15 protein-coding genes and 1 riboswitch are annotated in these 19,733 nt (G+C 68.9%); of the genes, 7 read left to right on the top strand and 8 right to left on the bottom strand.

The features are described 5' to 3' along the window. Positions 1 to 45 precede the first annotated feature (45 nt). Both E0H73_RS22920 and E0H73_RS22915 read left to right on the top strand, forming a co-directional pair. A complete protein-coding gene (locus tag E0H73_RS22920) occupies positions 46 to 2,970 on the top strand; it encodes an ATP-binding protein (protein ID WP_131359858.1) in 2,925 nt (974 codons plus the stop codon). A gap of 201 nt (positions 2,971 to 3,171) precedes the next feature. Continuing rightward, the gene (locus E0H73_RS22915; RefSeq protein ID WP_238164179.1) at positions 3,172 to 4,401 is read left to right on the top strand and encodes an ROK family transcriptional regulator; all 1,230 of its coding nucleotides are present in this window, start codon (positions 3,172 to 3,174) and stop codon (positions 4,399 to 4,401) included. Here the strand turns inward: E0H73_RS22915 and E0H73_RS22910 are convergent. Both E0H73_RS22910 and E0H73_RS22905 read right to left on the bottom strand, forming a co-directional pair. Further along, positions 4,388 to 5,146 carry an alpha/beta fold hydrolase gene (locus E0H73_RS22910; RefSeq protein ID WP_131359854.1) on the bottom strand — a complete coding sequence of 253 codons (759 nt, stop codon included), beginning with the start codon at positions 5,144 to 5,146 and terminating at the stop codon, positions 4,388 to 4,390. The two genes, E0H73_RS22915 and E0H73_RS22910, sit on opposite strands and share 14 nt — an antisense overlap. Beyond that, complete coding sequence (locus E0H73_RS22905; RefSeq protein WP_131359852.1) at positions 5,143 to 5,799, bottom strand: DUF998 domain-containing protein; 657 nt, start codon at positions 5,797 to 5,799, stop codon at positions 5,143 to 5,145. Before E0H73_RS22905 ends, E0H73_RS22910 begins: the two co-directional genes overlap by 4 nt. 109 nt (positions 5,800 to 5,908) lie before the next feature. On the opposite strand from E0H73_RS22905, the gene lysX reads away from it, so the two are divergent. From lysX to E0H73_RS22890, 3 genes are all read left to right on the top strand, one after another. Continuing rightward, positions 5,909 to 9,265, top strand: coding sequence for a bifunctional lysylphosphatidylglycerol synthetase/lysine--tRNA ligase LysX (lysX, locus tag E0H73_RS22900; protein ID WP_131359850.1), 3,357 nt, complete (start codon positions 5,909 to 5,911; stop codon positions 9,263 to 9,265). Between the two features lie 78 nt (positions 9,266 to 9,343). After that, positions 9,344 to 10,267 carry a hypothetical protein gene (locus E0H73_RS22895; protein WP_131359848.1) on the top strand — a complete coding sequence of 308 codons (924 nt, stop codon included), beginning with the start codon at positions 9,344 to 9,346 and terminating at the stop codon, positions 10,265 to 10,267. Positions 10,268 to 10,337: 70 nt separating this feature from the next. Beyond that, positions 10,338 to 11,165, top strand: a complete 828-nt coding sequence (locus E0H73_RS22890; protein ID WP_131359846.1) for an alpha/beta fold hydrolase — start codon at positions 10,338 to 10,340, stop codon at positions 11,163 to 11,165. Positions 11,166 to 11,169: 4 nt separating this feature from the next. Here the strand turns inward: E0H73_RS22890 and E0H73_RS22885 are convergent, their stop codons facing one another. The 3 genes from E0H73_RS22885 to E0H73_RS22875 form a co-directional block, all read right to left on the bottom strand. Then, the gene (locus E0H73_RS22885) at positions 11,170 to 11,814 is read right to left on the bottom strand and encodes a hypothetical protein (RefSeq protein ID WP_131359844.1); all 645 of its coding nucleotides are present in this window, start codon (positions 11,812 to 11,814) and stop codon (positions 11,170 to 11,172) included. A 136-nt stretch (positions 11,815 to 11,950) separates the two neighbouring features. Then, complete coding sequence (locus E0H73_RS22880) at positions 11,951 to 13,324, bottom strand: L-serine ammonia-lyase (RefSeq protein ID WP_131359842.1); 1,374 nt, start codon at positions 13,322 to 13,324, stop codon at positions 11,951 to 11,953. 85 nt (positions 13,325 to 13,409) lie between these two features. Beyond that, positions 13,410 to 13,502: riboswitch (glycine riboswitch) on the bottom strand. 55 nt (positions 13,503 to 13,557) lie between these two features. Continuing rightward, positions 13,558 to 13,950: a DUF3817 domain-containing protein gene (locus E0H73_RS22875; RefSeq protein WP_131359840.1), complete on the bottom strand. Its 393-nt coding sequence runs from the start codon at positions 13,948 to 13,950 to the stop codon at positions 13,558 to 13,560. A 122-nt stretch (positions 13,951 to 14,072) separates the two neighbouring features. Between E0H73_RS22875 and E0H73_RS22870 the strand changes: the two genes are divergently transcribed. Continuing rightward, positions 14,073 to 15,551: an alpha/beta fold hydrolase gene (locus E0H73_RS22870; RefSeq protein ID WP_131359838.1), complete on the top strand. Its 1,479-nt coding sequence runs from the start codon at positions 14,073 to 14,075 to the stop codon at positions 15,549 to 15,551. A gap of 56 nt (positions 15,552 to 15,607) precedes the next feature. Here E0H73_RS22870 and E0H73_RS22865 read toward each other — a convergent pair whose 3' ends face one another. The 3 genes from E0H73_RS22865 to E0H73_RS22855 all read right to left on the bottom strand — a co-directional run bounded on the left by E0H73_RS22865 (position 15,608) and on the right by E0H73_RS22855 (position 18,262). Beyond that, entirely contained in the window at positions 15,608 to 15,835 is a 228-nt protein-coding gene (locus E0H73_RS22865) for a hypothetical protein (protein ID WP_131359836.1), read from the bottom strand. A gap of 190 nt (positions 15,836 to 16,025) precedes the next feature. Continuing rightward, positions 16,026 to 17,456: an aminopeptidase P family protein gene (locus E0H73_RS22860; protein ID WP_131359834.1), complete on the bottom strand. Its 1,431-nt coding sequence runs from the start codon at positions 17,454 to 17,456 to the stop codon at positions 16,026 to 16,028. An 83-nt stretch (positions 17,457 to 17,539) separates the two neighbouring features. Further along, on the bottom strand, positions 17,540 to 18,262 hold the full coding sequence (locus E0H73_RS22855; RefSeq protein ID WP_131359832.1) for a GntR family transcriptional regulator: 723 nt from the start codon (positions 18,260 to 18,262) through the stop codon (positions 17,540 to 17,542). Positions 18,263 to 18,419: 157 nt separating this feature from the next. Between E0H73_RS22855 and E0H73_RS22850 the strand changes: the two genes are divergently transcribed. Continuing rightward, complete coding sequence (locus E0H73_RS22850) at positions 18,420 to 19,733, top strand: NRAMP family divalent metal transporter (RefSeq protein ID WP_238164177.1); 1,314 nt, start codon at positions 18,420 to 18,422, stop codon at positions 19,731 to 19,733.

The raw sequence follows: 19,733 nt of genomic DNA, 5'->3' as shown, positions 1-19,733 counted from the left end.
CCGATCCGCTGCGGTGGCAGCGATACGTCGTTAGAGTTGGCAAGCATGCAGACCCGTGCGCCCGGAGTGGTCGGCAGAGACAGGGAGATCGATCAGCTCCACCGCCTGCTGGCTGCAGCCCGTGGCGGTCACGGAGGTGCGGTCTTCCTCGTCGGTGAGCCCGGTATCGGCAAGAGCCGGCTGGCCGGAGTCGCCACCACGCGGGCGCTGGACGATGCGATGGCAACGTTGCGCGGACGCGTCGGAGCCATCGGCACGATGGTTGCGTTCCGCCCGTTCACGGAGGCGTTGCTGTCGTTGATCCGCCGCGGCGAGATGCCTGCGGCCGACGGTCTCGGGCCGTACCGCCAGGTGCTCGGCCGCCTGGTACCGGACTGGGACGACGGGACAGCACACAACACCGCGACCTCCACTGTCGTTCTCGGTGAGGCCGTCCTGCGGTTGCTGGCCCTGGTCGGCAAGGACCGCGGCTGCCTGCTGGTGCTGGAGGATCTGCACGGTTCTGATCCGGAGACCCTCGCTGTGATCGAGTACCTGCTCGACAACTTGGAGGACCAGCCGATCGCGCTGGTCGCCACACTTCGTTCGGAGACCTGCGCGGCCTTCGAGCTCGCCCAACTGTCCGCACAGCGTGGAGCGGCCGGTCTGATCGAGCTGCAACCGTTGGACCGCGCAGAGGTGGGTGAGCTCGCGGCCGGGTGCCTTGAGGTCCCGGTGGACGGCGTACCCGATGCTCTGGTCGACAGCCTGTGGCGGGACAGTGCCGGAGTCCCTTTTATCGTTGAGGAATTGCTGCAGGAGGCGAGCCGGACCGGACAGCTGCTGTCGAAGGAGGATGGCAGTGTCCAGGTCGTCGACGGCCTGCAGACCACCGTCCCGGCGGCCGTTGTGCGCAGCATCAGTAGCCGGACCGACCAACTCGGCCCGCAGTCACGTGACCTGCTGGTGCTTGCCGCGGTCATCGGTCATCGCTTCCCGCTGAGCGTCGTACGCAAGGCCACTGGGACCGACGAGCGGTTGCTGCTGGCCACGCTGCGCGCCGGCCTTGCGGCGCAACTGGTCGGGCCGGACGAGCCCGTTCCGGACTGGTACGCATTCCGGCATCCATTGACTGCGGATGCATTGCTGGCAGGCCTGACGCCGACAGAGCGATCCACACTGGCGCGACGGTGTGCCGATGCGATCGAGGAGTTGCACCCCGGTCTGCCCGGTGAATGGTGTCCGATGGTCGCGGAACTGGCCGAGACCGGAGGGGACAACGGGCGTGCCGGACGACTCTTCGCGATGGCCGGGCGACGATCGTTCGACGAAGGATCGATGGCGTCGGCCGTCAACCTGCTGGAGCGCGCGAACGCCTTGCTGGCCGGCGATCCCGACACCATCTACCGCGCCGAGGTGCTGGGGTCGTTGCTGATCGCACTCAGTGAGACCGGTCAGTTCGAGAGCAGCGCGGAGCACGCGGCGACCATCGAGGAGATGGCCGACCGCAACCTCGACAGCAGCAGAGTCGCCGCCTTGCATGTCCAGTTGGCCAATCTCGAACACATGGCTGGCCGCTGGTCTGCCGCACTGACCCAGGTCGCGACCGCGCGATCGCTGCTGGGCATCGACGCGGGCGACGCCGACCTCGCACCGGTCGACGCGATCGCCGCACACCTCGAGCTCGCCAGGCCGAGTCCAGGCCGGCTGAAGGCCGCCACCGAGCTTGCCACCCGCGCGGCCGAAGCAGCTGAACGCGCGAAGCTGCCGGCGGTGGCGTGCGATGCGTTGCAACTGCTCGGCATCCTGTCACGCGAGCACGACCTGGACCGGTCGATCGACTTCTTCCACCGCGCCCGGCTGGTGGCCGAAGAACACAACATGACCTTCCAGCGGGTCTGCTCGCACATCTTCCAGGCCGGCACGATCTGCCTGGCCAACGGCAGCATCGCCGAGCTCGAACGGGCCCGGCAGCAGGCGTTGCGGATCGGGGCGATCCCACTCGCCTACGAGGTCGACGGCATCCTCGGCCAGCAGGCGATCCTGCGGTCGGAGTACGCCAAGGCCGCGGTCATCATCGACGAGTGCCTGGAGGTGACCCGGCGACTGCGGCTCGGCCGCTCGGCGACGTACTTCCTGTCCACCAAGGCGATCCTGGAGGCGCATCAGGGTCGCCGTACGGCGATGGAGGCGACGCTGGCCGAGGTCGCGAACTGGGGTGGCGAGCGGGCGTCGTACGAGCTGCCGTACTCCTACGGGCTGGCGCGGACGTTCTGCGCGCTGCTGGAGGAGAACCGCGAGCTGGCCGACTCCGAGATGGCGCAGGCGCTCGCGTACGACGCGCAGAATCCGACCACCCTGCACACGTCGGGGAAGTACGGGCTGGGCCTGCTGCTCGGCGTACTGTCCGGCCGCAACGGCTGGGCGCACTTCGAGGCGATCACCGCCGCGGCTGCCAGCGGAATGCGGTGGAACAAGCAGTTCGTCCAGTTGGCACACGCCGTACTGCTCGGCCGGGACGGTCGGGTGGACGCGGCCAACGCCAAGGTGCTGGAGGCGCTGGAGACCGCGTCGCTCTACCCGATGGCGCGCTATCTGGGTCTTCGGCTGGTGGCCGAGCCGGCCCATGCGGACGGCTGGGGCGAGCCGGTCGCCTGGTTGCGGCAGGCTGAGGACTACTTCCACAACGCGGAGGTGCCGGCGGTGGCCAGTGCCTGCCGTAGTCTGCTGCGTCAGCTCGGGGCAACCGTCTCGCAGCGGCGGAGCGGGACCGAGCAGGTGCCCGCGCACCTTCGTCAGCTCGGGGTCACCACCCGCGAGTACGAGGTCTGCCGGTTGCTGGTCGACCGGATCGGGAACAAGTCGATCGCCTCCCGGCTGCACATCTCGCCGCGGACGGTGGAGAAACACGTGGCGAGTCTGATGACCAAAACCCAGCAACCGGATCGGGAGGCACTGAGCAGTTTCGCCCGGACCGTTGTGCAGGACTGAACAGCGGACCGGGACACTCCGCGTGTTGCGGGTCCGATTCCGGCACTGATGCGTGTGCTGGAGGATCGGACCCCCAGTGGGTGATAGTTGTCGACTCACGCAGTCGGCGACCGCCAGCCGCTTGCGGACACGGGACTCACGGTAATTTATGAACGCTCGCTTTCTATATAGGATGGGCGGGTGGCAGGCAAGGGGTCGGACATGGGTAAGGGAACGGTCGGCGGCGGCGGTACGACGATGCTGCGGCGGATCAACGTCGCGGCAGTCCTGGACGCGGTACGGCGCTCCGCACCGGCACCACTGCGTGTCGCGGAGCTGGTCGAACGGACCGGCCTGGCCAGACCGACCGTCGCGCAGGCAGTCGACGAGCTGCTGGACGCCGGCTGGCTGCAGCAGCACGGCCCCGACTCGGCGGACCGCTCGCTCGGCCGACCGGCGATCCGGGTGTCACTGCGTGGCCGCGCGGCGCCGGTGCTCGGCCTCGACGTCGGCCCGCACCGGGTGACCGTCGGCGTCTCCGACCTGGCCGGCCGCAAGCTCTCCCTGGTACGGCGCTCCGGACCCGGATGGACCGCGCAGGAGCTGCTCGGAGTCATCAGCGAGGTGATCACCGAGGCTCTCGCGGAGGCCGAAGTACCGGCCGAGGACGTCGCCGCTGCGGTGGCCGCCAGCCCCGGCATCGTGGACGAGCACACCGGTCGGGTGCAGCTGGTCCCGAGTGTTCCGGGCTGGTCCGCGATCGACCTGATCAAGCATGTCCGCGGTCTGCTCGACTGCCCGGTGATGCTCGACAACGACGCCAACCTGGCCGCGCTTGCCATCGCCGCGGCTCGTGGCGGCACCGGCACGCTGCTGGCAGTGCAGTGGGGTGAGCGACTCGGCGCCGGCATCGTCATCGACGGACGGCTGCACCGCGGCACCGGAGCGGCCGGCGAGATCGGCTTCATCGCCACCGCGCCGGACGACGTGATCAACCCCGAAGACAGCCGGGGCCCGTTGGAGCGTGCGGTCGGCTCGGAGGCGATCGCAGCTCTCGGACGGCAGGCCGCACTGGACAACCCGAAGTCCCGGCTGGCTGAGCTGGGTGGTGAGCAGCTCGATACGGCCGATGTGTTCGCGGCTGCGGCCGAGCGCGACCCGGTGGCTCAGGCCGTCGTGCAGCAGGTCGCCCGCGACTTCGCCCGTGCTCTGGCCCCGTCGATCCTCGTGCTCGACCCGACCGCCGTCGTCATCGGCGGCGGCGTCGCCCGGGCCGGCGCCGTACTGCTCGACGCCATCTCTGACCAGTTGCGGCTGCTGACTCTGAACCACCCGAAGCTGGAGTTGTCCGCTCTGGCCGAGGACGCGGTCGTCACCGGCGCGATGCGGATGGCCCTGGACGAGGTCTGGCAGCGCAAGCTCCCGACCCCGACTCTCACTACAACTGCCTAGGTCGGACAACCGCAGCGATTGCGTCTGGGCGGTCCAGGTGAACGAGGTGGGCGGAGTCCGGTAGCACCTCGACCGTGCCGCCCAGCGCGTCCGCCAACCGTTGCTGACCTGCCACCCACCGGTTGGCGGTGAAGCGCGAACTGCCACCCGTGGCGACCAGCAGCACGGTCGGCGCGATCACATCAACCGGCCGGGCGACCAGTTTTCCGACCTCGGTCGCCAGCTCCCAGCTCCCGGCCAGTTCGTCCCAGAACAGCAGCCAGGACGACGGGCCGCCGTACCGCGTCCGTTCAGTTGCCTTGGACAACAGATCCCGCTTCGTCGCACTGCCGATCCGTACGATCAGCCGCCGCAGCCCCGGTCCCAGCAGTTGCGGTACGCCGATCCGCCCGAGCAACCGCAGGAATCCGCGCACCGCCCGATCACCCCGCGTCCCCGGATACAGCCACCGCACCCCGGTCTCCGAGGTGAGACTGGTGTCCACGAGCACCAGACTGACCACTTCGGCCGGCCGGGTCAGCGCCCACCGCAACGCAGCCAGTCCGCCGATCGAGTGACCGACCAGCCCGATCTCCGCATCCGCCGGTACCCCGGCCGCCGTACGCAACTGGTCGACGTCGGAGGTGACCGGCGTACGCCAGGGATCGATCACGCGCAGATCGGTGCCCGGCAACAACTCGACGACCCGCGCGAACTCCTCCGGAGTCTCGGCCAGGCCGGGCAGCACGATCCACGTGACGGTCATCGAGAGCAAGCGTGCCTCACGGCGGGCACTACTGTCCCCAGGAATATGCACACCAGCAGGATCGACACCCGTTGCAGGATGCCCGGCGGATGCAGATCGTTGCCGGTGAGCACCTCGACCCCGGTCTCGATCCCGAGCCACGCCTGGGTCACCACGACGGCGGCCGCCAGGGCCGCGACGGGCCGCCCGCGGACACCGCGCGATCTTCGCAGGATGAGCAGAGCAAAGATGCCCATGACAATGCTTCCGAGGCCGGCCAGCGTCGACGTGATCTCGTGCAGCACCAGCGCTGGAGATTCGGCGGCGGCTCGGCAGGCGGCGTCTGCCGAAGGCGCGCAGTCCATCGGCGAGAGCGAATCGAACAACGTGCCGGCGCCGAAGACCGCGGCGCTGATCAGCAGCCCCGCGACGTCGCGATGCATCCGCGCAGCGGGTCGCCCGAGGACCGCAGCGACCAGCACCAGCACACCGGCGCCAAGGTCCATCGCCCGCGCGTAGGGACTGGTGGCCTGATCCCGCGCCCCGAGCTCACTCAGGAACGACCGGTGTACGTCGAGTGGATAACCGGCGACCGCCTCGAGCAACAGGCTGCAGTACAGCACGCCGGCCGCGACCATCACGTTACGCATCAAGCGATACGGGACGGTCACCATGCCCGAAAGCGTCGCACGCAGACCAACGGATTGACTGTCGTCTCAGCTATACCCTCGAGGTAGACCTAGCACGACCGAAGTCGCGGCGAAGTGATGGCATGATCGCTGCGTGCGGTCGGAACAAACCGAAGTGATTCCCGCGTGGCAGCACCGTGCTGCCGTGTGGGTCGGACGCGTTGTGGTGGCCGCCGCAGTCTGGTCGTTCATCGCGATCCCGTTGCATCTGTTCGCCCCGGCGTACGTGAAGCGGGTCGACCAGGCGTTCGACTTCTTCGGCATCCCGGCCGGCCACACCTTCTTCCCGGCTGTCTACCTGGCCGTCGTCGGTAGCGCGCTCCTGCGTGGCAAGCGCGCCGCGTTGCTCTGGGTGCTGTGGGTCTTCGAAGCCCTCTGGTTACTGGCACAGACCGCGGCCGTCGCGTTCACCAGCGTCCGGCTGGCCAATCCGAACGACGCCGAACTGCTGTCTGACTTCGGTCCCGCCACGGTCAAGGACCTCGAGCTCGGCATCGTCCAGGTGGTCGTGGTGATCGCGATCGTCGTGCTGCTGTGGACGATCCGCGGCGCGTTCCCGGCCCGGCTGGCGCCCGGCACCAGGCGGCTCGCGGTCGGCGTGCTGGTCACCGGCATGCTGATCTCGATCGCGGTCAGCATCACGCTGACGCAGATCTTCCCGAAGACCCTCACCGGTCAGCGGGAGAAGATCGGCTGGGCGATCGTCGCGGCGTTCGGCCAGTCCCGCAACCGGATGGGTGGGCACGAGGGCCACGGCTGGATCGGGCTGACGGTCGGCGCGATCTCGGCCGCGACGCTGGTGATCGCGTTTGCCATCTTCCTGCGCTCGGTCCGCCGGGTCCGCTACCTCACCCAGCCCGAGGAGCTCGACGTACGCCGCCTGCTGCTCGAGCACGGTGAGCGCGACTCGCTCGGGTACTTCGCCACCCGGCGGGACAAGGCGGTCGTCTTCTCCCCCGACAAGCAGGCCGCGATCGCGTACCGCGTGGTCAACGGGGTCAGCCTGGCCAGCGGCGACCCACTCGGCGATCCGGTCGCCTGGCCCGGCGCGATCCAGCGCTGGCTCGCCGAAGCCCGCACGTACGGCTGGTCACCCGCGGTCCTGTCGGTGAGCGAGGAGGCCGCGCACGCGTACGTCGATGCAGGCCTGCGCGCACTGTCGATGGGTGACGAGGCAATCATCGATGTCGCCGACTTCACGCTGGAGGGCCGGACCATGCGGCCGGTCCGGCAGGCGGTGACGCGGGTCCAGCGGGCCGGCTATCACGCAGAAGTCGTCCGGCACGGAGACCTGTCGCCCGAGATGCTGGCGCAGTACGTCCACCTCGCCGAGAAGTGGCGTGGCGCGCACACCGAGCGCGGGTTCTCGATGGCGCTCGGGCGGCTTGGCGACCCGTCCGACGCGCGCTGCGTGATGGTCATCGCGCGCGATTCCGACGGCGAGGTCCGCGGGCTGCTGTCGTTCGTGCCGTGGGGTGTGCGAGGCGTCTCGCTGGATCTGATGCGGCGCGACCCGGAGTCCGTGAACGGGCTGATGGAGTTCATGGTCACCTCGCTGGTCGACGCGTGTGGCGATCTCGGCCTGCACCGGATCTCGCTGAACTTCGCGATGTTCCGGGAGATCTTCAGCGATGCCGAGCGGGTCGGCGCCGGGCCGGTACTGCGGCTGACCAACGCACTGCTCACCGCCGCATCACGCTTCTGGCAGTTGGAGAGCCTCTACCAGTCGAACGAGAAGTACCTGCCGCGCTGGTCCCCACGGCTGATCTGCTACTCCCGTGGGGCGTCGCTGGCGCAGGTGTTGCTGGCGGCCGGGACCGCAGAGGGCTTCCTGCCGGCGCCGAGGCCGTGGACCCGGGTCGACACCGTGGCGACCGCCGAGCGGCACGCGATCATGGCGGCGGACGGTGGCGCGTTCGCGACCGCCGTACATGAGCAGGAGGAGGAGTTGCTGCGACCGGCACTGCCCGATCGCAAGCTCACCGAGCAGGAGCTGATCCGCCGGACCAAGCTCGCCGAGCTGGTTGCTGCGGGCATCGACCCCTATCCGGTCAGCGTGCCGCGGACGGAGACGCTGGAGCGGGTCCGCGCCCTGCACCCGGGCCTGCCGGCCGATCACCGCACCGGCGCCACAGTGTCGATCACCGGGCGAGTGATGCGGATGCGGGATCACGGTGGTCTGTCGTTCGCCCAGCTGCAGGACGGCCTGGCGCAACTGCAGGTGATGCTGACGACCGACGACTGCGGCGAGACGGCGCTCGAGCAGTGGCGGCGATTTGTCGATATCGGCGATCACGTCAGCGTCACGGGCGAGGTGGTCACCAGTCGCCGCGGCGAGCTGTCGATCGCGGTGACGAGCTGGCTGATGGCCGCTAAGTGCCTGCACCCACTGCCGGACAAGCGGAAGGGCTTCACCGATCCGGAGGCACGGGTCCGGCAGCGGCACCTCGACCTGATCATGAACCCGGACTCGCTCCGGATGATGCAGCAGCGCAGCGCGGCGGTCCGGGCCCTGCGCAACGGTTTCGAGGCGCGCGGCTTCATCGAGGTGGAGACGCCGATGCTGCAGGCCGTCCACGGCGGGGCGAACGCGCGGCCGTTCGCGACCCACATCAACGCCTACGACACCGAACTGTTTCTCCGGATCGCGCCGGAGCTGTTCCTGAAGCGGCTGAGTGTCGGCGGGATGGGCAAGGTCTTCGAGCTGAACCGGAACTTCCGCAACGAGGGCGCCGACGCGACCCACAACCCGGAGTTCACCTCGGTCGAGGCGTACCAGCCGTACGCCGACTACCACGTGATGCGGGAGCTGACCCGTGAGCTACTGATCGAGGCCGCGACCGCGGTGTTCGGGAAGCCGGTGGTGCAGCGGCCGGACGGCGAGATCGACATCTCCGGTGAGTGGCCCGTCGTCACCGTGCACGACGCCGTCGGCCGGGCCGTGGGTGCGACGATCGACGCGGACACACCGGTCGAGCGACTCCGCGAGCTGTGCGCGGAGCACGGCGTACACACGACTTTCGAGCTGACCGCGGGTGAGCTCGTCCTCGAGCTGTACGACGAGTTGGTCGAGCCGGCCACGACAGTGCCGACGTTCTACACCGACTTCCCGTTGGAGACGTCACCGCTGACCCGGAGCCACCGATCCGAACCGCGGCTGGCCGAGCGTTGGGATCTGGTGGCCTTCGGCGCGGAGATCGGTACGGCGTACTCCGAGCTCGTCGACCCGGTCGAGCAGCGCCGCCGGCTGACCGAGCAGTCGCTCAAGGCCGCGGCCGGCGACCCCGAGGCGATGTCGCTGGACGAGGACTTCCTCAGCACGCTCGAGTACGCGATGCCCCCGACCGGCGGCCTGGGTATCGGTGTGGACCGGGTCATGATGATGCTCACCGGCCAGAACATCCGCGCCACCCTCGCTTTCCCGTTCGTTAGATCCGCTCCCAGAAGCTAGCGCTCGACTCGCACCGGCTTGCTCGGTGCGCATACCCTGTGCGGCACAAGGGTTGTGGGGCGACCTGGGGGGACATGCATGAAGCGGTTCTGCGTGCTCTGGGCCGGTGTTGCGGTGCTGGGGCTGGTGGCTGGTTGTGGTGGTCCGGCCGAGGACGATGCCTCGGGTGCGCCGTCGACGCCGGCGGGTGCGTCATCCTCGGCGCCGGCTTCGTCGACCCCGACCGGGCCGCTCGGGACAGCGGCGTACCAGGCGGAGTTGACGAAGATCGAACAGAGCCTGGCGAAGGACCTGCGGAGCCTCACCCGGGTGCGCACCGCGGAGGCACTGGCCCAGACCATGACAAGCCTGGCGGAGTCACTGAACACCGCATCCTCACGACTCGCCGACTCCACGGTGACTAGCCGTCTGATCGCCGTACACGAATTGCTGCAGGACAGCCTCGGCACCGCGGCGGTTTCATTGGCCGACTCCGACCGGGCCGAGCTGAACGCGCGCTGCGGCGGGGTCGCGTACACCTCGCAGAAGGTCCAGCGGACGCTGCGCGCCGATCTGAAGAGCGCGATCGCGGCCCTGACGAAGCTCAAGCTGAAGTTCGGCGCCACGCTGCCCGATCCCGGCCCGGCGCCGGACAACGAGCGACCGGACAACGGCGAGATCCTGGTCCGCGAAGGAGACTCCGGCACCGGCCGGATCAAGGTCACCAACGGTACGGCGAACGACGTCGCCATCTCGGTCGTCAACGACGGCGACCCACCGAGCGAGCCGCACGTGATGATGTTCGTCCAGGCGAACAAGGCCGCGACGATCACCCGGATCGGCGGGACGTACCGGATCTACTACAAGAGCGGCACGGACTGGAACCCCGAGCGTGGCCAGTTCAGCGCCGGCTGCTCGTTCCAGAAGTTCGACCGCACGTTCGGCCGGAACGAGTCCTGGCAGGTGAACCTCGAACCGACCGTCGACGGCAACGCCTCGACCACCGAGGTCGAGGCGTACTGAGGTCCGTGAGGTTATGTGACATCGGCCATGTCACGATGACAGGATCTCGCCCCGCGGTCACGATGAAGTGATGAGCGCCATCGCGACCGTGACCGTGGCCGGTGTCCCGGGGGTGGAGATCGCCTACCACCGCAAGGGAGCCGGCGAGCCGCTGCTGCTCCTGCACGGCATCGGCCACCACCGGCAGGCCTTCGACCCGGTGCTCGACCGGCTCGCCGAACACCGCGACGTGATCGCCCTCGACCTCCCCGGCTTCGGCGAATCACCCGACGTACCGGACGGCATCCCGAACGAACTCGACACCTTCGCCTACGCGATCGAGGCCTTCTGTACGGCGCTCGACGTCGAGCGGCCGCACGTCGCGGGCAACTCGATGGGCGGCCTGATCGCGCTCCGTATGGGTCAACTCGGTCTGGCTCGGTCGGTCACCGCGCTCTCCCCAGCGGGCTTCTGGACGCCCCGTGAACGCACCTGGGCGATCGGCCTGCTGACCAACCTTCGCCGCGTCGCCCGGCGTACCCCTGAAGCGACCGTACGGCGGCTGTCCCACACCGCGGCCGGCCGACGGGTGATGACCGGCGTGATCTACCACCGCCCGGCGCTGCGCGATCCGGACGCCGTGGTCGCCGAGACTCGCGCTCTTCGCGACGCGCCCGCCTTCGATCGCGTCGCTGCGCACGCCCGCAGCGGCATCACGTTCGACGGCGACGTACCGGACATCCCGGTCACGATCGCATGGGGAACGCATGACCGTGTTCTGATCCCGACCCAGGCAGCGCGAGCTCACCTTCAACTCCCACGCGCCCGGATGATCCCGCTGCTCGACTGCGGTCACGTCCCGATGAACGACGCACCCGCGCTCGTGGCGGACACCATCCTGGAAACCCCGGAGGGCTGAGCGTCTACAGCCCGAGCGTGCGCAAGAGCCCGCCGAGCAGGCCGCCGAGAGTGAGCGGCGGGTCCGGATCCGGGTCCTGGGTTCCCGGGTCGTCCGGAGTCGTCGGCGGGTTGGCCGGCGTCGTGGGCGGTGACGTGGTCGGGTCGTCGCTCGGAGGATCGGTCGTCGGGTCAGGCGGCGGCGCGGTGGTGTGCGTCGGCGGCCGCTTGGTGCCGACCGGGGTGGTCGGATCGTACTGATCAGCGACCTGCCGCGGCGGCTTGACCGCCGGCGTCGGGCAGGGCGTCTTGACGCCGCTGTTGACGACGGAGTTGCCCGTGCCGGTCGTCTCCTCCGGGGTGGTTGCCGGCGGCAACGGCGTACTCGCGGGCGGTGTGGAACCGGGCGTCGGCGTACTGCCGCCTGGGATGGTTGGGATGTTCTTGGTCGGCTGACTGGGCTGGAGCCCGGCGACCGGGTTGGCCGGGTTCGGTCCACCGCCGGGCAGTGGCAGGAACGACGAACCCAGCCGCGGGCCGCCGAGGAGGGCGACCAGGACCAGGACCAGGTAGAGCAGCAGCAGTGCGCCGGCGACGCCGGCGACCTGTCGCAGCCGCTGCGGGTTCTGCCAGGGCGGGCGGCGGGCGGCCACGGCAGCGATCGGTCTCACAAGTCCCGGAGGGTATCTGTTGCACCAGCGCTTCAAACAGACCTTGGAAGAAATTCCACGCTAGATCGCAACTTTTCGGCAGTCGAGTTACCACTACGCGAGCGTAGGATTCCGCTCCGTCATGGGACCGGTGCGTTCAGCATTCGATCACGTTGACGGCCAGGCCGCCGCGGGACGTCTCCTTGTACTTGATCTTCATGTCGGCGCCGGTCTCGCGCATCGTCTTGATCACCTTGTCGAGGGTGACCACGTGCACCCCGTCGCCGTGCATCGCCATCCGGGCCGCGTTCACCGCCTTCACCGACGCCATCGCGTTCCGCTCGATGCACGGGATCTGCACCAGCCCGCCGACCGGGTCGCAGGTCAGGCCGAGGTTGTGCTCCATCGCGATCTCGGCCGCGTTCTCGACCTGCTGCGGCGTACCGCCGAGGACCTCGCACAGCCCGGCCGCCGCCATCGAGCAGGCCGACCCGACCTCGCCCTGGCAGCCGACCTCGGCGCCGGAGATCGACGCATTCTCCTTGTACAACACGCCGATCGCGCCGGCGGTGAGCAGGAACCGGACCGCGCCGTCGTCGGTCGCCCCCGGCACGAACCGCCGGTAGTAGTGCAGTACGGCGGGGATGATGCCGGCCGCACCGTTCGTCGGCGCGGTGACGATCCGCCCGCCGGACGCGTTCTGCTCGTTCACCGCGAGGGCGAACAGGTTGACCCAGTCCATCACCTTGAGCGGATCCACCGACCACGGATCGCGGCTCAGCTTCTGGTGCAGCGCGTGCGCCCGCCGCGGCACCTTCAGGCCGCCGGGCAGGATGCCCTCGGTCTCACAGCCCTCGCGGACGCAGTCCTGCATCACCTGCCAGATGTGCAGCAGACCGTCGTGGATCTCGGTCTCGGTGCGCCAGGCCAGCTCATTCGCGAGCATCACCTCGCTGATCGGCAACTGCGACTCGCGGCAGCGCTCGAGCAACTCGGCACCGGTCGTGAACGGGTACTTCAGCGGGGTCGTGTCCGGCACGATCCGATCCCCGGCCGCCGCGTTCTCATCGACCACGAACCCGCCGCCGACCGAGTAGTACGTGCGCTCCCGCAGTACGCCGCCGTCCGCCGACCGGGCCACGAACGTCATCCCGTTCGGGTGGTACGGCAGGACCTTGCGCCGGTGCATCACCAGGTGCGTGTTCTCGTCGAACTTGATCTCGTGCGTGCCGGCCAGCAGCAACCGGCCGCGCTCGCGGATCGTCTCGACGCGTGCATCGACCGAGTGGGTGACGACGGTCTCGGGGTCCTCGGTCTCGAGCCCGAGCAGGACCGCCTTGTTGCTGCCGTGGCCGTGCCCGGTCACCCCCAGCGAACCGAACAGCTGGGCCTCAACGGTCGCGGTGGTGGCCAGCAGGCCGGCGTCGGCCAGGCCGAGTGCGAAGGTGCGGGCGGCGCGCATCGGTCCCACCGTGTGGGAGCTCGACGGGCCGATCCCGATACTGAACAGGTCGAAGACGCTGATCGCCATCGTGTGGAGGTTCCTTCCGGTCGCCGTTGACCGTTTGGTGTCCTCCCCGCTCTGTCAGATGTCAGGGGACATCTTCCAGAGGTGCCTCGCCCGTGCGGTGAAGGTGCCTGAGAGATTCTTGGGGAGAGTTGCTCCTACGGCGCCCGGGTCGTGCCCGGGACTCTCCCGCACGGGTTCATGCGGCGGTTGAATTAGCTGACGCCCTGGACGGTACGGCGGTGTCCCGGCCGTCGTCAATCCGGCCCGTGCGCGGTCGTCTCTGGCAATCCCGCGCCGTGCCGAGTGCCGCGCAGTAGGCGTGGGGTTGCCAGAGACGACCTGGCCCAGATCTCGAAGAACCAGGTGAACAGCGGCGGAACACTGGCCGCCAGTGCGAGCAGCGTGACCGGCCAGGACCAGCGCAACGGACCGCGCACCAGCAGCACGGTGAGCACGTACACGATGAAGATGCCGCCGTGGATCGGGCCGAAGATCTTCACCCCGAGCTCGTTGCCGGACAGCACGTATTTGAACAGCATTCCGATCAGCAGACCGGTCCAGGAGATCGCCTCGGCGATCGCCACCGTGCGGAACCAGGTCGCGTGTTTCTTCGTGCCGGCCGGGGCGGCAACAGTCGTCTCGGTCATCGGCCCGACCCTAACAAGTCCCCCAAGCACCGCCCCGGGTCGCGCCCGGGTCCATCACCGATGTGCCCGAGCAAGCGATTGCCGAACGATGAGGAGGATTCCGTAGACAGGAGAACTCCACCATGAAGTTCACACGACGCGCCCTCGCAGGCGGAGTGGCGTTGGGTGTCGCGACCGCAGGGCTCGTGACACTGCCGGTGTCGGCCACGACCACTAGGACACAGATCCAGTGGTCCGACTGCAAGCCGGAAGGCAAGGACGATCCCGTGGTCGTGCAGGGCTCGCAGTGCGCGACCCTGCAACTGCCGGTCGACTGGCGCCACCCCGACGGACCGACCTTCGGCCTCGCGATCGCCCGGCGGACGGCGAAGTCCCCGAGCGAACGCGTCGGCGTGCTGGTCTTCGGACCAGGTGGTCCCGGTGACTCCGGCGTCGATCGGATCAAGACCGGGATCAGCCGGTTCAGCCCGGCCCTCCAGGACCGTTTCGACATCGTCAGTTTCGACCCGCGGGGGATCGCCCGCAGCAATCCGGTGCTGTGCTCCGCCGCGCTGCTGTCCCAGCAGCCGTCACCGCTGATGAAGAGTCAGGCCGACTTCGACGCGACCGTGCGCTACAACCACACGCTGGCCACCGACTGCCGCAAGAACACCGGTCCGCTCTACGACCACATCGACACCTGGCAGACGGTGCGTGACGTGGACGCGATCCGGAAGGCCCTCGGCGAGTCGCAGATCTCGTTCCACGGTTCGTCGTACGGGACGGTGCTCGGTGCGCAGTACGCCGAGACCTACCCAAGCCGGACCCGCGCACTGGTGCTGGAGAGCGTGCTCGACCACAGCTCCCCGACCGCGCGGTCCTTCCTGGACGGCCAGGCGGCACCGGTCCAGGACTCGTTCGACGAGTTCCTGAAATGGTGCGATCAGGCAACGGACTGCGCACTGCACGGCCGCGACGTCCACGCACTCTGGGACGGCCTGCTGAAGCGGGCGGACCAGGGTGAGGTGCCGGATCCACGCCAGCCGAACGTCGCGATCTCGGCGTTCAACCTGAGCTTCGCGGTGTTCCGGCTGCTCTACGACCCGGAGTGGCGCAAGCTGGCGGACACGTTGAAGACGCTCGACGAGAGCGAGCCGCCGACCGGCCAGGCTCCGGGGCCGACCGGGTTGGTGAACAACACGCTCGCGCCGTTCTGCCAGGACTGGAACCTGCAGGTGCGCGACTACGACGAGTTCGCCGGACTCGTCGCCCGGATCGGCCGGAACAACCCGGACATGCGGTACCCGGGTCAGCTGCTGGCCGTCACGAACTGCCTCGGCGGGCCTACGGCGAACAACCCGCAACACCGGCTGAAGGTCCGCAACCTGCAGACCCCGGTCCTGCTCGCCAACGCGATCCACGACCCGGCGACCGGCTACAACTTCGCCCAGAGCGTGACCCGGCAGCTCGGCAAGTACGGCGTACTCCTGACCTATGAAGGCTGGGGACACGGCAGCTACAACTCGAGCCCGTGCATGCAGTCGACGATCGACGACTACCTGATCGCGCGCGAGGTCCCGAACCGCGGCACCAGCTGTGCGGCCGTACCACCGGTGGGCTGACGAGAGTCCGGGCCGGCGCTCCCAACTAGCGCCGGCCCGGGGTTCCGTGTGTGACCTCAGACCGGTACGCCGGTCACCTCGAGCACACGGTTGATCTCGTCGCCGCGGACCATCCGGCCCGCCAGCAGGCGAAGTTCGGCGCAGGCGGATTCCAGGGCCTGCGGCTGGGATCGGCAGTTGTCGACGTACCAGAACGGATCGTCGGGCTGCGGATCATCGGCGTCGTCGATGTCGGCGTACCAGCGTCGATCGCCGCAGTGAACTACACGCACTCGCAGATTCATGACGTGCTCCCCGTGCCCCAGGATCCTGGGTCCCCCCTGGCCCCAGTGTTGGCCGTCTCGGCCGGGCGCGTGGTCCGCGGCCCCCCACTACCACGCGCCGGGCCGAGTTCGACCCTCCCCCGCTCGCTACATCGTTGCCGAGGGCCTCAGTGTTACTGCTTGTGACGGATAATTTTCCGCAGTCGTCCGGTCACCGCGCGTCGAGGTGGGACCGGGTCCACTTCTCCAGGCCGTCGGTGGTGATCGGAAGGTCCTTGGTGAGGATCTCGAGCCGGTCGGAGTGCACGACCACGTTGTCCTCGATCCGGATTCCGATCCCGCGCAGTTCCGGTGGAACGGTCTCGTCGTTCGGGTGGAAGTACAGCCCGGGCTCGACCGCGAGTGCCATCCCGGCCTCGATGTCGCCGGCGAAGTACGCCTCCGGACGCGAAGCGTCACAGTCGTGGACGTCGAGGCCGATGTAGTGGCCCGTCCCGCACACGATGAAGCGGCGGTGCTGCTGCCCGTCCGGGCCGAGCAGTTCGTCGATCGAGACGTCGAGCAGCCCCCAGTCGCGCAGTCCCTCGGCCAGCACCTGCATCGCCTCGTACTGGAAGGCGCGGTACGGCGCTCCGACCTTGACCGCATCGAGTGACGCCAACTGAGCCTTGTGCACGAGGTCGTGCACCTGCCGCTGGGCCGCGGTGTACTCGCCGGTGGCCGGGAACGTCCGGGTCACGTCGGCGGTGTAGAGCGTCCGGGTCTCGACGCCGGCGTCCAGCAGGATCACGTCGCCCTCGTTCACCGGGCCGTCGTTGCGGACCCAGTGCAGCACCGGCGCGTGATTGCCAGCAGCAACGATCGAGGCGTACCCGACGCCGTTGCCCGCGGTCCGCGCGCGCCGGTCGAAGGTGCCTTGCAGCCAGCGCTCTCCGCCGCCCCGGATCGCCTCCGGCAGCTCACTCGCCACGTCGCCGAACGCGAGCACGCTGGCCGCGACGGCCTCCCGCAGCTGGTCCAGCTCCCAGTCGTCCTTGATCCGGCGCAGCTCCGCCAGCGTCTGGCGCAGCGAGTTCCCGTCCGTCGGTGAGGTCCGGACCAAAGCGTCGAGCATCGGCTCGACACCGGGCACCGACAGCATGAACGGCACCGCGCCACGCACGCCCTGGGGAAGCTCCTCGATCGGGCGGCACGGGATCTGCAGCGCGTCCGACCAGTCCTTCAGGCCCGGCACCGGCCCGATCCACAGCTCACCGTCGCGCGCGTTGGCGAAGAAGTCCGCCTCGTCCGGCCCGGCGGTCTCCCGCAGGTACAGCGTCGCGTCGCCATCGGCCGACAGCACCAGTACGGCCCCTTCCGCCTGGCAACCGGTGAGCCAGACGAAGTCACTGTCGGCGCGGAACAGGTAGTCGGTGTCGTTCGAACGAACCGGTGCACGGCCGGCCGCGATCGCGATCCGCCGGCCCGGCAGCGACGCCGACAGCTTGCGCCGGTGTTCGGCGGCAGCTTCCGCAAGTCCCTCCGGCATGGTCACGGATCGGTCGACGGGCCCCCAGCCGCGCGAGATGGACTCCCGGAATCCCTTCGCGTCGATCGGGCGGTAGGACTTCGGCGTCTGCTCGGTACGGTCGTCCTCGGTCATGCGCTGTGCTCCCCTTTGCAGCTGACGGTTACAGGTATCAACTCAGGTCGTGGCGGGGCGCGCAAGCCCTTATCGCATCTGGATCAGCGAGTCCGGAATGCCTCGAGAATCCCCTGCTCGCTGTCGAGCAGGTACTGGTGCAGGTCGGCTGCAGCCTGCTCGTACTTGCGCGCCTCGAGCAGCTCGAACAGCCCGCGGTTGCGCGCGATGTACGGCTCGTGCAGCTCGCGCGGGGTCGCGATCACGTGGAAGAGCAGCCGCAACTCGGCGAGCAGGCGTCCGGTGATCGCGTCCATCCGGGTGCTGTCGGCCAGACCGATCAGGTGCTCGTGAAATCGCATGTTCGCCGTACCGACGGCCGGCCAGCGATCCACGAGGGCGGCTGCCTCGGCGGCCTCGACGTCCGCCTGCAACGGCTCGAGCCGGCTGGACGGAAGCTCCGGGTCGCGCTCGGAGAGACCGCGGACGACGTCGACCTCGAGGACGCGGCGGAGCCGGTACAGGTCGATCACGTCTCGCTCGTCCAGCTCCGGGACGAAGACCCCGCGGTGCAGCTTGTAGACCAGCAGGCCCTCGTGGGTCAGCAGCCGGAACGCTTCCCGCAGCGTGTTCCGGCTGACCTCCAGGACCTCGGTCAGCTCGATCTCGGAGAGCTGGGCGCCCGGCGGCAATGCGCCCTCGGTGATGCTCCGACGCAGGATGTCGGCGGCCCGCTCAGCCGAACTGCTGCGGTCCAGCCGCGCGACATCGTCGGCCACTGTCCGCAACCATGCCTGCCGGCCCTCGTCGGCCCCACCCGTGCTCATCTCCGCATCATCGCCCACCCGAGGCGGTGAGGGGAAGTTTAGTGGAACAAGACTCTTGCAGGATTGTTGAACAATCTCTACGCTCGAGTCATCACTCGTTACTCACAGCCATGGAGCCCATCCCGACAGCAGCCCGCTCGACCGAGGAGACCCCGCCATGCCGATGCCCACCTCGCGGCCGTACCGCGTGAAGCCGCCCCGCCGCCCCATCACGAAGCCGGTGGTGCGCCGGACCAATCCCTATGCCCGCCGGCTCGCCCCCGCGGCCGGCCGGAAGACGCCGGACAACTGCATGAAAACCGGCAGCCGGTCGACGCTGATCGGCGCCACGTTCCTGATGGCCACCTCCGCGATCGGGCCCGGGTTCATCACCCAGACCACGCTGTTCACCGTGTCGCTCGGCGCGGCGTTCGCTTTCGCGATCGTCGTCTCGGTGCTGGTCGACATCGCGGTGCAACTGAACGTGTGGCGGGTGATCGGCGTCTCCGGACGCCGGGCGCAAGAGCTCGGCAACCTGGTCGCACCCCGACTCGGTACGGCGATGTCCGCGCTGCTGTTCGCCGGCGGGCTCGTGTTCACGATCGGCAACGTCTCCGGCACCGGGCTCGGCACCGACGCCATGATCGGGCTGGATCCGCGGCTCGGCGGCGCACTCTCCGCAGTCATTGCCATCGGCATCTTCTTGTCCCGGCGGGCCGGGGTCGCGATGGATCGCGTGGTGATCATTCTCGGCACCGTGATCATCATGCTCACCGGGTACGTCGCGATCACCTCGGACCCACCGGTCGGCCAGGCGCTGCGGAACGTCGTACTGCCGTCCCACGCGAACTTCCTCGTCATCACCACCCTGATCGGCGGAACGATCGGCGGCTACATCATGTACGCCGGCGCCCACCGGCTGCTCGACTCCGGGGTGTCCGGGCCGCCGTACGTCCAGGACATCAGCCGTGCGGCGGTCGGCGGGATCCTGCTGACCGGTCTGATGCGGGTCGCCTTGTTCCTCGCCGTACTCGGTGTCGTCGCTGGTGGAGCGACCCTCGACCCGGCGAACCCGACGGCCTCGGCGTTTCAGCAGGCGGCGGGCGAGTTCGGACTGCGCGCCTTCGGGGTTGTGCTGTGGGCGGCGTCAATCGCCTGCGTGATCGGAGCGGCGTACACGACGGTCACGTTCGTCACCTCGCGGACGAAGACGTCGGAAGGGACCAGGACGGTCCTCGTCGTGCTGTTCATCGCGGCCAGCACGGTGATCTACCTGGCCGTCGGTACGGCGCCCGCCCAACTGCTTCTGTTCGCGGGAGCGTTCAACGGGTTGCTGTTGCCGCTGGGGATCGGCGTGCTTCTCTGGGTGGCGTGGCAGCGTCCCGACCTGCTCCGTGGCCATCGCTACCCGCGCTGGCTGCTCTGTCTTGGCGGGGCGGCCTGGCTGCTCACCGTGTATCTGGCCGTTCGTTCGATCGTCGCCCTGTTCTAA

Source organism: Kribbella pittospori (assembly GCF_004331465.1).
Classification (GTDB): Bacteria; Actinomycetota; Actinomycetes; order Propionibacteriales; family Kribbellaceae; genus Kribbella; species Kribbella pittospori.
This window is presented reverse-complemented; position numbering and strand designations above follow the sequence as displayed.